This window comes from Streptomyces chromofuscus (assembly GCF_015160875.1).
Taxonomy (GTDB): Bacteria; Actinomycetota; Actinomycetes; order Streptomycetales; family Streptomycetaceae; genus Streptomyces; species Streptomyces chromofuscus.
In genome coordinates, this window is record NZ_CP063374.1 from 7,439,130 (window position 1) to 7,451,517 (window position 12,388).

Consider the following 12,388-nt stretch of genomic DNA (forward strand, 5'->3'; position numbering starts at 1 on the left):
GTGTGGCCCGCGCCACCCACAGGCCACCCACTGGACCGCGTCGTGCGGGGAACCGGTCCTTCATGACGGAGCTCGGTCTTCCCGAAGAAATCCTGGCCTGCCTCTTCGACCTCGACGGGGTCGTCACCAAGACGGCCGTGGTCCACGCCGCCGCCTGGAAGGAGACCTTCGACGCCTTCCTGCGCGAGCGCGAGGGCGAGAACTTCCGGCCGTTCGACGCCGGCGCCGACTACGACGAGTACGTCGACGGCCGCCCCCGCGCGGACGGCGTGCGCACCTTCCTCGCCTCCCGCGGTATCCACCTGCCCGAAGGCACTCCCGACGACCCGCCCGACGCCCCGACCGTGCACGGCGTCGGCAACCGCAAGAACGACCTCCTCCTGGAGAAGATCCGCACCGGCGGCGTCCAGGCCTACGACAGCACCCTGCGCTACATCGAGGCGGTCCGCGCCCGGGGCCTGCGCACCGCGATCGTCTCCTCCAGCGCCAACTGCCGCGACGTGCTGCGGTCGATCGGCGCCGAGGACCTGTTCGACGTGCGCATCGACGGCGTCGTCGCGGCGGAGCGCGAGCTGCCGGGGAAGCCCCATCCGGACACCTTCCTGGCCGCCGCCCGCGACCTCGGCGTCGAGGCCCGTCACGCGGCCGTGTTCGAGGACGCGCTGGCCGGCATGGACGCGGGGCGTGCGGGCAGCTTCGGTCATGTCGTGGGCGTCGACCGCGCCGGACAGGCCGACGCCCTGTACGCGCACGGCGCGGACCGGGTCGTACAGGATCTCGCCGAACTGGGGGGCAAGGAGTGATCACACAGGGGGCGTACGCCGTCGAGCCGTGGACGGTGCGGGAGACGGACCTCAGGCTCGACGTGCTGGCACAGAGCGAGTCCGTGTTCGCGCTGTCCAACGGCCACGTCGGCTGGCGCGGCAACCTCGACGAGGGCGAGCCGCACGGCCTGCCCGGCTCGTACCTCAACGGGGTGCACGAGCTGCATCCGCTGCCGTACGCCGAGGCCGGGTACGGCTATCCGGAGTCCGGTCAGACGGTCATCAACGTCACCAACGGCAAGGTGGTCCGGCTCCTGGTCGACGACGAGCCGTTCGACCTGCGCTACGGGCGGCTCGTCGCGCACGAGCGCACGCTGGACCTGCGCCGGGGCGTCCTGGAGCGGGTCTGCGAGTGGACCTCGCCGGCCGGGAGGACGGTGCGGGTGCGCTCGACGCGGCTGGTGTCGCTCACGCAGCGGGCGATCGCCGCCGTGGCGTACGAGGTGGAGCCCGTGGACAGCCGCACGCGGGTGGTGATCCAGTCGGAGCTGGTCGCCAACGAGAGCCTGCCCGAGCCGAACGGCGACCCGCGAGCCGCCCGGGCGCTGAAGTCGCCGCTGGAGCCGGAGGAGGACTTCGCCGACGGCCTGCGCCTGCGTCTGGTGCACCGCACCCGGCGCAGCGGCCTGCGCGTCGCCGTGGCCGCCGACCACGTCGTCTCCGGCCCCGAGCGCACGACCACCCACAGCGAGAGCAACGTGGACGTGTCCCGCCTGACCGTCACCTCCGTGCTCGACCCCGGACAGCGGCTGCGGTTGGAGAAGCTGGTCGCGCACGGCTGGTCCGGCGCCCGCTCCCGGCCCGCGATGAGCGACCAGGTCGAGGCGGCGCTGGCGGCGGCCGCGCACAGCGGCTGGCAGGGGCTGCTCGACGAACAGCGCGCCTGTCTGGACGAATTCTGGGGGCGGGCCGACGTCGAGGTCGACGGCGACGAGGAGATCCAGCAGGCGGTCCGCTTCGCCCTCTTCCACGTCCTGCAGGCCGGCGCCCGCGCGGAGGGGCGGGCGATCCCGGCGAAGGGCCTGACCGGCTCCGGCTACGACGGCCACGCCTTCTGGGACAGCGAGACCTTCGTACTGCCCCTGCTGACCTACACCTCGCCCGACGCGGTCGCCGAGGCGCTGCGCTGGCGGCAGAACACGCTGCCCGCCGCCCGGGAACGCGCCGCCCAACTCGGGCTGCGCGGCGCCGCGTTCCCCTGGCGCACGATCGACGGCTCCGAGGGCTCGGCGTACTGGCCCGCCGGGACCGCCGCCTTCCACGTCAACGCCGACATAGCCGATGCCGTGGTCCGCTACGTCGCGGCGACCGGCGACCGCGACTTCGAACGGGACACGGGCGTGGAACTGCTGGTGGAGACCGCCCGGTTGTGGCGCTCCCTCGGTCACCACGACCACCGCGGCGCCTTCCACATCGACGGGGTCACCGGCCCGGACGAGTACAGCGCGATCGCCGACGACAACACGTACACCAACCTGATGGCCCGGGCGAACCTGCTGGCCGCCGCCGACGTGGTCGAACGCCACCCGGAACAGGCCGCGCGGATGGACGTGGACGACGAGGAGAGCGCCGCCTGGCGCGACGCCGCCGGCGCGATGAACATCCCGTACAACGACGACCTCGGCGTGCACGAGCAGCACGCGGGCTTCACCCGTTACCAGCGCTGGGACTTCGCGGCGACCGGCCCCGACCGCTTCCCGCTGATGCTGCACTTCCCGTACTTCGACCTGTACCGCAAGCAGGTCGTCAAGCAGGCGGACCTGGTCCTGGCGCTGTACACCTGCGGCAGCCACTTCGACGACGAGCAGATCGCCCGCAACTTCGCCTACTACGAGCCGCTCACGGTCCGGGACTCCTCGCTCTCCGCCTGCGTGCAGGCCGTGATCGCCGCCCAGGCCGGCCACCTCGGCCTCGCCTACGACTACACCGTCGAGGCGGCCCTGATGGACCTGGCCGACCTGGAGCAGAACACCCGCGACGGGCTGCACATCGCGTCGCTGGCCGGTACGTGGACGGCGCTGGTCGCCGGTTTCGGCGGTATGCGGCGCGACGGCGACACGCTCGGCTTCGCACCCCGGCTGCCCGAACGGTTCAGCCGGCTCGCCTTCACCATCCAGCTCCTCGACCGCCGCCTGCGCGTGGAGATCACCCCCGACAAGGCCACGTACACCCTGCTGTCCGGCCCACCCCTGAGGATCGGCCACCACGGCGAGTCCCTGAGCGTCGGCACGGACAGCCCCGCCGTCCGCACGGTCCCCCCGGCGCCAGTCCGCCCGACCCCCGAACAGCCCCCGCACCGCACACCGAACGCCCGCTGAACCCCGGTGCCGCCCGGCACGGGCGCGTGCGTCGGGGTTCAGCCGGGGAGCGGGCGCGGCGCCAGGGCCCGCTCCACCGTCCCGCCCCGGCCGTCCGGCTCCACCCGGTACAGATGGGCGTCCGGCGCGCGCGTCACCGCCTCCGTCAGCTCCCCGTCCGTGAACAGCGCCCCCACCCCGTCGTCCAGCGCCCACCCGGCGGGCAGCGCGCCGCTCGCCACCGCCTCCCGGTACGAGGGGCGGCGGCCCGGTTCGCTGTCGTAGTGCGGGCAGACCGACCCGGGGAGCAGGCCCAGGCCGTCCGCCAGGAAGGTCAGCGGGCCGAAGGAGTCGGTGTGCGAGCCCTCGGCCCAGCAGTTGGCGCCGGCGCTGATCCCGCAGAGCAGGGTCCCGCCGCCGCAGGCCTCGGCGAGCAGCCGGTCGACGCCGTGCGTGCGCCAGACGGCCAGCAGGTTCGCGGTGTTGCCGCCGCCGACGTACACCACGTCCTGCGCGAGCAGGAACGCCCGCAGCTCCGGGTCGGCCAACTCCCGTCGGAACAGCGGCAGTACCGTCGCCTCGCACCGCCGTCGTCCGAACGCGTCGAGGAACCGCTCGACGTAGGCGGGCGCGTCGCCGCTCGCGGTGGGCACGAAGCACACCCTCGGCCGGGCCGCACGTGCGTGGCCGAGCACCCAGTCGTCCAGCAGTCCGTCCTCGTCCGTGGAGAAGCCTCCGCCGAGCAGGGCCAGACGGAGTGGGGGAGCGGCGGTCACGGCGTGCCTTCCGGAGGCGGGGACTGGAGCGCGTTCAGTCTGCCAGGGGTCACACCCGCAGCTGGCCCCGCCATTTGGTGATCTCCTTCGTCGGTTCCCCGGTGTACGACCACGGCGTGCGCGTGAACCGGCGTCCGAGCAGCCGCAGCAGTTCGGCCGCGACGTCCTGGGCGCCGGCGTGACAGGCCCCGTGGGCGAGGTAGTTGAGGTCGCGCAGCTCGACCGGGGTGACCGGGGTGTCCGGGCGTTCCAGGATCCAGCGCTGCCAGGTGCGGCGTACGTCGCTGACGGCGCCGTCGTGGTCCCAGTGCTGCCCGAGCCCGACGGCGGAGTGACGGCCGCGGGCGGCGTCCAGTGCGTAGCGGAACTCCTCGACGCGGGCGTACTGCACCAGCACGGGCAGCGCGCAGCCCGGCGGGGCCACTCCGGCGGCCTCGCGGGCGAAGTCGTACATCAGGCCGTGGGTGCCGTGCCAGCGGGAGGAGTAGTAGTGCAGGACCTGGAGGTGGCCCTCGATGCTGTACGGGTCACGCCGGTGCAACTCGTCCCACCAGCGGGCCAGTTCCCCGCGCCGCACCCCCTGCGGGTAGAGGCGGGCCACGGAGATCAGCGACACCAGCGGCGTCGGGTCCGCGGGGTACGCCTCCGTGGCCCGCACGCACGCCAGGACGGCGCCGTCGATGCGCTCCCGGTCGATCGGCACGCCCCGCCCGGCCGCGATGGCCAGGTCGAACGCCCGGGCCGTCTCGGTCGCGGCCCGCAGCACCAGCGCGTCGGCGCTTCGGGGTTCGGCGGCCAGCCAGGACTCCACCGCCGAACTGCCCGCGCAGGCCTGCGCGAGCAGCCGCACCCGGTGGCCCCGCAGGGCCCAGTCGGCGCCGGTGGACCGCAGCAGCTCACGCAGCCCCTGCCAGCGGCCGATGACGATGTCGTGGCGGGCCGCGGTGAGGTCCGCGTCCCCGCAGTCGGGGTCGAAGTCGGGGACGAAGCGGTCGCGCGCCATCGAGGTCTCTCTCTCAGAAGTCGGTGGAGAGACCCTCGTGGCTGCGGGAGGTCGCGACCGCGTGGCCGCCGGGCGGGTAGTCCGGAGCGATGGCGCGGGTCGCGTCCAGGCGGTCCGGGCGGTAGTAGTCGCTGCCCCGGTGCCGGTACCAGAGCATCGGGACCAGGCCCACGGCGAGCCCGCCGACGCCGATCGCCACCGCGGTCGCGCTCAACTCGCCCAGCGACTCCACGAAGACCCAGAACATGAACAGCGAGCCGAGCAGCGGCCACACCCCGCCGAGCACGAAGTGCACCGGCGAGCGGAGCAGCATCCCGCGGTAGGCGACGACCGCGGCGAGACCGGCCAGGCCGTAGTACACGGCGATCTGCAGTCCGATCGCGGAGATGGCCTCGGACAGGATGTCGCCCACCGAGCCCAGCGCGTTGGCGGCGGCGAACATCGCCAGCGCCACCGCGCCGACCACGGTGATCGCCACCCACGGCGTGTTCCACCGGCGGTGCACCCGGCCCAGCGCGGCCGGCATCGTCCGGTCCCGGCCCATCGCGAACAGCGACCGCGTCACCTGGATCAGGGTCGTCTCCAGCGTGGCGACCGTCGACAGCATCACCGCCACGACGATCAGCCTCCCGCCCCAGCCCGGCCAGATCTCGTCGCCGAGCACGGCCAGCACGTCGGCGCCGTTCTCCTCGATCTGCCGGGCGGACAGCACGATGTTCACCGCGATGGTGAACACCAGGAACAGCAGGAACACGATGCCGACGCCGATGAGTCCGGCGAGGCCCGTCGTACGGCGGCTGTTGCGGGTCTCCTCGCTGAGGTTGCAGGTGACGTCCCAGCCCCAGTAGTAGAAGGCGGCGACCAGCGCGCCCGACGCGAAGCCCGACAGGCCGTCGAAGTGGCCGAAGCCGAGCCAGGACCAGTCGAACGCGCGCGCGTTGTCCGAGTGCAGCAGCGCCAGCAGCGCGAACACGGCCAGGACGACCAGCTCGACACCCGACATCAGCAGCTGCGCGCGCACGGTCAGCCGCGCGCCCCCGAGCACCACCAGCAGCATCACCAGGAACCAGCCCGCGCCGACCACCGAGGCGAGCGCCGTGTCGTCCGCCAGGTCCCCGTCGAACAGGGCCAGCGTCATCGACCCCGCGGGCAGCGAACCGGCCACCATGAAGATGGTCGCCGACACCACCAGTGCCCAGCCGCTGATGAACCCCAGGAACGGGTGGAGGGTACGGCCCACCCAGGAGTAACTGGCGCCCGCGTTCACGTCGATGCGGCTGAGATAACTGAACGCCAGCGCGATCCCCAGCATGGGGATCGCGCAGTACAGCAGAGCCGCCGGGCCGGCCAGCCCCACCGCCCCGAACAGAACGGCCGTGGTCGCGGCCAGCGAGTACGCCGGGGCGCTGCCCGCGACCGCCATCACCACGGTGTCGAACGTACCGAGGGCACCTGCCTGGAGCCCTCTGCCCGTGCTCTTGCTCATGCCTGTGCTGCTTTCGACTTGCACGACGCGAGGGCGAACGCCTCGACGGCGTAAGTGGTGTGGGGGGTGAACCCGCATCCGGCCGAAGAGGGATGGCCTCGGGCCGGAGCGGCGGAAACGCGGGGAGGTGGGCGGTGTGGGCCGCCCGTTGTCGGACGGTCACACCGTGTGTGCGAGTGATGATAGCCCCGCGCGTCGGCCTCGCACGATGGGTCCCCGCGGAAATCCCCCGGACTGGCCCGGCGCCAACTCCCCTGCCGGTCAGGGAGCTTGCCGCGCGAGAAGCGGAACCGGCCTGGCGCCGCGCGGGCCGCCGTGGAGGAAGCGTGATTGGAGCGCGCCCGACGGGAAACGCGGACAGGGACCAACGCGAGATCGACCAGTCGACGCAGGCCGACAGGAGGCAGCCATGGGCAGCGAAGGGACGCGCCCCGAACCGGTGACGGACGACGCGATGGCGGACGACGCCTACCAGCCCACCGGGACCAATGAGGAGCAGGAGGACGCCGCGCCCCTCGACCTGCAGGACGCCGTCGACGAGCGCACGTACGACGACACTCTGGACGAGGGCTACTCCCCGCCGGAGAAGCCGCTCGGCGTCACCAAGTACGGCACCACGGCCGCCGAGCAGAGCACCGGAGAGACCCTCGACCAGCGCCTCGCCCAGGAGCAGCCCGACGTCGACGCACCCGCCGGGGACGACATCGGCGACCTTCCCGGCGGCGAGGGGGAGCCGGTCGACCCCGAGGCGGGCGGCGAGCGAGCCGGGCGCCTGGTGGCCCCGGACGAGGGGGCGCACCCGGACACGACGAAGGAGGCCGTCGCCGACGACAAGGGCGTCGACGCCGGCGCGGCGGGCGCCGAGGAGGCCGCCATGCACGTGGTGGACGAGGACGACCTCTGACCACCCGGCGGCGCCGCACGCCCGTACCCGTCGCGGTTCAGTCGGTGATCCGGTCGATCTGGCGGAGCTTGTTCGTGGCGTCCAGGGCAGCCACCTTGTAGGACTCCGCCAGCGTCGGATAGTTGAACACCGCGTCGACCAGGTAGTCGACCGTGCCGCCGCACCCCATCACGGACTGCCCGATGTGGATCAGCTCCGTCGCCCCCGTGCCGAAGCAGTGCACGCCGAGCAGCGTGCGGTCCTCGGGGGAGACCAGCAGCTTCAGCACGCCGTGCGAGTCCCCGATGATCTGTCCCCGGGCCAGCTCCCGGTAGCGCGAGACGCCGACCTCGAACGGCACCCGGTCCTCGGTGAGCTGGTCCTCGGTCCGCCCCACGAAGCTGATCTCCGGGATGGTGTAAATGCCGATCGGCTGGAGGTTGTGCATCCGCGCCACCGGCTCCCCGAAGGCGTGGTACGCCGCCGCCCGCCCCTGCTCCATCGAGGTCGCGGCCAGCGCCGGATAGCCGATCACGTCGCCGACGGCGTAGATGTGCGGCACCTGCGTGCGGTAGTGCTCGTCGACCGCGATCCGGCCGCGGGCGTCGGCCGTCAGTCCGGCCTTGTCGAGGGCCAGGCCGTCCGTGAGGCCCTGCCGGCCCGCCGAGTACATCACCGCGTCCGCCGGAATCTTCTTGCCGCTCTCCAGCACGGTGAGGGCGCCCCTGGGATGGCGCTCGACCGCGGCGACGGTCTCCCCGAACCGGAATGTGACCGCGAGGTCCCGCAGGTGGTACTTTAGCGACTCGACGACCTCGACGTCGCACATGTCGAGCATCCCGGCCCGCTTCTCGACCACCGTCACCTTGCTGCCGAGGGCGGCGAACATGCTCGCGTACTCCATGCCGATCACGCCCGCACCGACGATGACCATGGACCGCGGGACGCGTTCGAGCGCCAGTACGTTGTCCGAGTCCATGATCGTGCGGCCGTCGAACTCCACGCTGTCCGGCCGGGCGGGCCGCGTGCCGGTGGCGATCACGATGTGCTCGGCGCCGATCAGCCGCTCCTGCCCGCCGACGTCCCGAAGGGCGACGGTGTGCGGGTCGGTGAAGCGGCCGGTGCCGGCGAACAGGGCGACGTGGTTGCGGGACAACTGGCTGCGGATGACGTCCACCTCGCGGCCGACCACGTGCTGGGTGCGCGCGATCAGGTCGGCGACGGTGATGTCCTCCTTCAGTCGGTAGCTCTGCCCGTACAGGTCGCGCTGGGTGAGGCCGGTGAGGTAGAGCACGGCCTCGCGCAATGTCTTGGAGGGAATGGTGCCGGTGTGGATGGAGACCCCGCCGACCATGTCGGGGCGGTCCACGACGGCGACCCGGCGGCCCAGCTTGGCCGCGGCGATGGCGGCCTTCTGGCCACCGGGGCCGGATCCGAGGACGAGCATGTCGAAGTCGGGCACCCTCGGAAGTGTGACAGCCCACCCGGCCTCTCCGTAAGGGCGAGGGCGCGGTGAGGAGACGGACACGGCGGCCTGCGGTGTCGCGGTGACGAGGCGGACACGACGGCGGGCGGGCCCACGGGAAGTGCCGGCACGGAGGCGGGCAGGGCGGCCTGTTGGCAGCGCCCGCGCGGTCAGCGAGCAGGGCCTGTTGGTGGTGCCTGCGCGGCGGGGAGAAGGGCCTGCCGGCGGTGCCTGCGCGGCGGCGCCGACGGCGCGTGGGTCAACTCCCGCGGGTCCTGGGGGCTGTCGGGGCCCGCGGGCGCTCACCCACGCCTGGTCAGGGCAGCAGCTTGTCGAGCGCGGCGTCGCCCTCCTGTGCCAGCTTGCGCCGCGCCCACTCCAGGTTCTTCGGCGTGAGGTCCTTGCCCGAGGCAAGCACCACGTCCTCCGGCGACACGTCCGTGCCGGTGCGGGGGTGGAGCAGGGCGTCCGGGGTGACGCGGTCCGCGGGCTGCCGGGACGCGTCGGGCTGTGGCGTCGACATGATCTGCTCCTCCGGTCCGGGGTCTGCTGCGGACCCGATGCGGTCACCAGGTCCACTTACACCATTCAACGCCGGAGCACACCCTGCATCCGGAAGCTCAGGTTCCGGCCCTCCGGGCGGGCCCGGGAAGCGGGGTGCCGGGGACCTCATGCACCCGGTCCCGAGGGGCTCCGGGCTGCTCGGGTGGCCCGGGAGCGAGCGCCGGCATCGTGATGTCGTCGTGGATGCTGCGGGTGTGCCGGAGCAGGTCCGCCCACACCCGCTCGGGCAGGGGAGCGCGGCCGTCGACCCTGGTCAGGAGTGCCAGCCGCTCGGTCAGCGGGTAGAAGGCGCCCGCCGGGTCGCGCGCCTCGAGGACGCCGTCCGAGGCCAGGAAGAGCCGGTCGCCCGGCTCCAGCCGCACGGTCCTACCGCGGTGCTCGGCGGTGCCGGCGAGCCCGAGCCCGAGCGGCGTGCACGCCTCCACCCCGATCTCCGTGGCCGTCCCCGCGCGCAGCAGCACCGGCGGCGGATGCCCGCAGGCCACCACCCGCACGGAACGCACGTCGCGGGCGAACTCCAGCAGCACGGCGGTCGCGAAGAGATCGACGTGCCGGGCGTCGGCCGTGTCCACCGTCAGCCGGCGTTCCAGCCGGTCGGCCACCGACTCGAGGTCGGGCTGGTCGAGCACCGCCTCCCGGAAGGCGCCCAGCAGCGACGCCACCGTGCCGATGGCCGCCAGCCCGTGCCCCTGGACGTCCCCCAGCGCCGCGCGCACCCCGTACGGGCCTTCGCGCACGTCGTAGAAGTCCCCGCCGACCAGGGCCCCGCGCTGCGCCGCCCGGTACAGGCCCGTACAGCGCACCGGGCCGACCGCCTCGGGCAGCGGCGGCAGCAGGGCCCGCTGCGCGGCCTCGGCGATGGTGCGTTCGAGGTCGAGCTCGGCGTCACGGCGACTGCGGACGAAGGACACGAACACGCTCAGCAGGGCGACGAAAGCGATCGTCCACAGATCCGTGTTGCCGGGCCGGTTCAGCTGGAGCGCCGGGATGTGCAGCAGCACGATCGCCGCCCCGCCGAGCAGCGCCGTCGCCAGCGGCCCGTACGACAGGACGGCCAGCGGGGGGATGGCGCCGAGCAGGAAGCCGATGTCGAGCGGCTCGTGGCTGATCGTCGTGGCCGCCGCCACGCCCGCCATCAGCGCGACCGGCAGGATCCGCACCCAGCGGGGCGGTGGGGCGCCCCGCAGCCAGCCCCGCCGGTCCCCGTGCCGGAGCGGTGACAGGACGTGCGCCATATCCACACCACCACGCTGCTACGCCGGGCCGGGCCCCGCACGTCGGGCGGGTGGCATGCCGGGGACCGGGTGTCATGCTGTCGAGGCGAGTCGCGTGGGGCGGACGGACGACGGAGCCGACGTGGGCTTCGAGGGCGGGACCTGGCACGTGAGCAGCATCGGGGAGCCGGTCGGGGCGCCGGTCGGGCACATCGTCGTCGACGACGGCGACTTCCCCTGGCTGTCGGGCAGGTTCACCGCGGGGCCGGCCTTCGCCGCCGTCCGGGACCTGTTCGCCCGTGAACTCGCCCTGTCGCAGCGGGAGGACGAGGGCCGCCGGGACGAGTGGGAGGCGGTGTACGACGAGATCCGGCGCCGGGTCTCGCTGTCCTCGCCGGAGGGGCCGGTGGCCGACTTCCTGCTGCACATCGAGGGCGACCGCGCCTGGTTCCGCTGGATCGACGGCTGAGAACGAATCAGCAGTCGTCCGAATTCTGGTTTGACAATCGCATCTCGGCGCATCCGGTAGGGGAACACAGTTCCGACGGAAGGTGTGGAGGAAACGTGGGCATCATCGCCTGGATCCTGATCGGGCTTCTGGCCGGCGCCATCGCCAAGCTGCTGCTGCCGGGCAAGGACCCGGGCGGGATCATCATCACCATGCTGATCGGTGTCGCCGGCGGTCTGCTCGGCGGCTGGCTGGGGAAGGTCATCTTCGGCGTCGACTCGATCGACGGGTTCTTCGACCTGTCGACGTGGGTCGCCGCGATCGTCGGCTCGCTCATCCTGCTCCTGCTGTACCGGGCCTTCACCGGGGGCAGGCGTTCGCACCGTCACGCCTGATGCGTGACGACGGGCGGTAGCGGGCCGCGGCCCGGAAGTCCCACAGTGCGGGGGCACGGAACGGACATCGTTCCGTGCCCCCGCACTGCCGTGTCCGTACGCGGCTCGGCGGCCGGGCGGCCGGGGCCTCAGTCGGCGGACCGGTCGAGCACGTCCTGCACCGACGCGAGGATTTCGGTGACCCGCAGCCCGAACGCCGCGTCGCACGCGTGCGGGCGTCCGGTGCGGGCGGCGGTGAGCAGCGCGTCGGCCGCCCGAGCGAACGCGGGTTGCGCGCCCTCGGAGCTCTCCGGCAGGGACGTCACGCCGGACGCGCCCCGCAGTTCGACGGTGGCGCCCGCCGCAGCGGGCGGCGCGGTGAGGCTGAGGGCCAGGGTGCTGGACGCGCCGCTCGCATGGTCGAGGACGGCGTGCACGGTGTCCTTCGGACCGTACGCCGCGGCCGGCACGCCGGTCACGTCGCCGAGGACCGGCAGCAGTACGGACAGGGCGTGCGGGCCCACGTCCCACAGGGCGCCCTTCTCCCGCCGCCACGGTGACGCGGCGAACGGGCTGTCGGCGCTGGTGAACACCGCGCCCAGCCACTGGGCACGCCCGACGAACCAGCCGTCGCTCGCGGCCTGTTCGTCGATCCAGGCCTCGGGCTCGGTCTGGAACCGGGTGGTGAAGAAGACCACCGAGGCGACACCGGACCGGCGCGCGGCCTCGGCCACGGCCCGGCCCTCGGCGACCGTCGGGGCCAGGGGCTTGTCGAGCAGCAGATGGCACTCCGCCCGCGCGGCGCGCGCCGCGAGGTCCGCCTGCACCGCCGGGGGCAGCGCGACCGCCACCGCGTCCACCTCGCCGAGCAGGGCGTCCACGTCGTCGTACGCGCGGGTGCCATGACGGTCCGCCAGCTCCTTGGCGGCGGCCGGACGGCGTCCCCACACACCCACGAAGTCGAGCCCGTCGTGTCCGCTCAGGACGGGGGCGTGCACCATCTGCGCCCAGGGGCCGGTGCCGAGCAGTCCGATACGCATGTGTTGCCTCTCCC

12 protein-coding genes are annotated in these 12,388 nt (G+C 73.2%); 5 read left to right on the forward strand and 7 right to left on the reverse strand.

Features of this window, described 5'->3' with window-relative positions:
- Nucleotides 1-62: 62 nt before the first annotated feature.
- Nucleotides 63-803 carry an HAD family hydrolase gene (locus IPT68_RS33410; protein ID WP_189699383.1) on the forward strand — a complete coding sequence of 247 codons (741 nt, stop codon included), beginning with the start codon at nt 63-65 and terminating at the stop codon, nt 801-803.
- Entirely contained in the window at nt 800-3,142 is a 2,343-nt protein-coding gene (locus IPT68_RS33415) for a glycoside hydrolase family 65 protein (RefSeq protein WP_189699382.1), read from the forward strand. The genes IPT68_RS33410 and IPT68_RS33415 overlap by 4 nt, the downstream gene beginning before the upstream one ends.
- Before the next feature lie 38 nt (nt 3,143-3,180).
- Here the strand turns inward: IPT68_RS33415 and IPT68_RS33420 are convergent, their stop codons facing one another.
- From IPT68_RS33420 to IPT68_RS33430, 3 genes are read right to left on the reverse strand one after another with little or no spacing between them, the layout of a single operon-like run.
- The gene (locus IPT68_RS33420; RefSeq protein WP_189699381.1) at nt 3,181-3,897 is read right to left on the reverse strand and encodes a Type 1 glutamine amidotransferase-like domain-containing protein; all 717 of its coding nucleotides are present in this window, start codon (nt 3,895-3,897) and stop codon (nt 3,181-3,183) included.
- Between the two features lie 49 nt (nt 3,898-3,946).
- Nucleotides 3,947-4,900 (reverse strand): hypothetical protein, encoded by a 954-nt coding sequence (locus IPT68_RS33425; RefSeq protein ID WP_189699380.1) that lies wholly within the window; start codon nt 4,898-4,900, stop codon nt 3,947-3,949.
- Nucleotides 4,901-4,913: 13 nt separating this feature from the next.
- Nucleotides 4,914-6,386, reverse strand: a complete 1,473-nt coding sequence (locus IPT68_RS33430; protein WP_189699379.1) for an APC family permease — start codon at nt 6,384-6,386, stop codon at nt 4,914-4,916.
- A 409-nt stretch (nt 6,387-6,795) separates the two neighbouring features.
- On the opposite strand from IPT68_RS33430, the gene IPT68_RS33435 reads away from it, so the two are divergent.
- Nucleotides 6,796-7,290 (forward strand): DUF5709 domain-containing protein, encoded by a 495-nt coding sequence (locus tag IPT68_RS33435; RefSeq protein WP_189699378.1) that lies wholly within the window; start codon nt 6,796-6,798, stop codon nt 7,288-7,290.
- Between the two features lie 37 nt (nt 7,291-7,327).
- On the opposite strand, the gene sthA is transcribed toward IPT68_RS33435, so the two are convergent.
- From sthA to IPT68_RS33450, 3 genes are all read right to left on the reverse strand, one after another.
- A complete protein-coding gene (gene sthA, locus IPT68_RS33440) occupies nt 7,328-8,731 on the reverse strand; it encodes a Si-specific NAD(P)(+) transhydrogenase (RefSeq protein ID WP_189699377.1) in 1,404 nt (467 codons plus the stop codon).
- 319 nt (nt 8,732-9,050) lie between these two features.
- On the reverse strand, nt 9,051-9,257 hold the full coding sequence (locus IPT68_RS33445) for a hypothetical protein (RefSeq protein WP_189699376.1): 207 nt from the start codon (nt 9,255-9,257) through the stop codon (nt 9,051-9,053).
- A gap of 97 nt (nt 9,258-9,354) precedes the next feature.
- Nucleotides 9,355-10,533, reverse strand: a complete 1,179-nt coding sequence (locus tag IPT68_RS33450) for a PP2C family protein-serine/threonine phosphatase (RefSeq protein WP_189699375.1) — start codon at nt 10,531-10,533, stop codon at nt 9,355-9,357.
- A gap of 121 nt (nt 10,534-10,654) precedes the next feature.
- Between IPT68_RS33450 and IPT68_RS33455 the strand changes: the two genes are divergently transcribed.
- Together IPT68_RS33455 and IPT68_RS33460 are read left to right on the forward strand one after the other, a co-directional pair.
- The gene (locus tag IPT68_RS33455) at nt 10,655-10,981 is read left to right on the forward strand and encodes a hypothetical protein (RefSeq protein WP_189699405.1); all 327 of its coding nucleotides are present in this window, start codon (nt 10,655-10,657) and stop codon (nt 10,979-10,981) included.
- Between the two features lie 95 nt (nt 10,982-11,076).
- Nucleotides 11,077-11,355 carry a GlsB/YeaQ/YmgE family stress response membrane protein gene (locus IPT68_RS33460; protein ID WP_189699374.1) on the forward strand — a complete coding sequence of 93 codons (279 nt, stop codon included), beginning with the start codon at nt 11,077-11,079 and terminating at the stop codon, nt 11,353-11,355.
- 128 nt (nt 11,356-11,483) lie between these two features.
- Here the strand turns inward: IPT68_RS33460 and IPT68_RS33465 are convergent, their stop codons facing one another.
- Nucleotides 11,484-12,374 (reverse strand): Gfo/Idh/MocA family protein, encoded by an 891-nt coding sequence (locus IPT68_RS33465; RefSeq protein WP_189699373.1) that lies wholly within the window; start codon nt 12,372-12,374, stop codon nt 11,484-11,486.
- Nucleotides 12,375-12,388 lie beyond the last annotated feature (14 nt).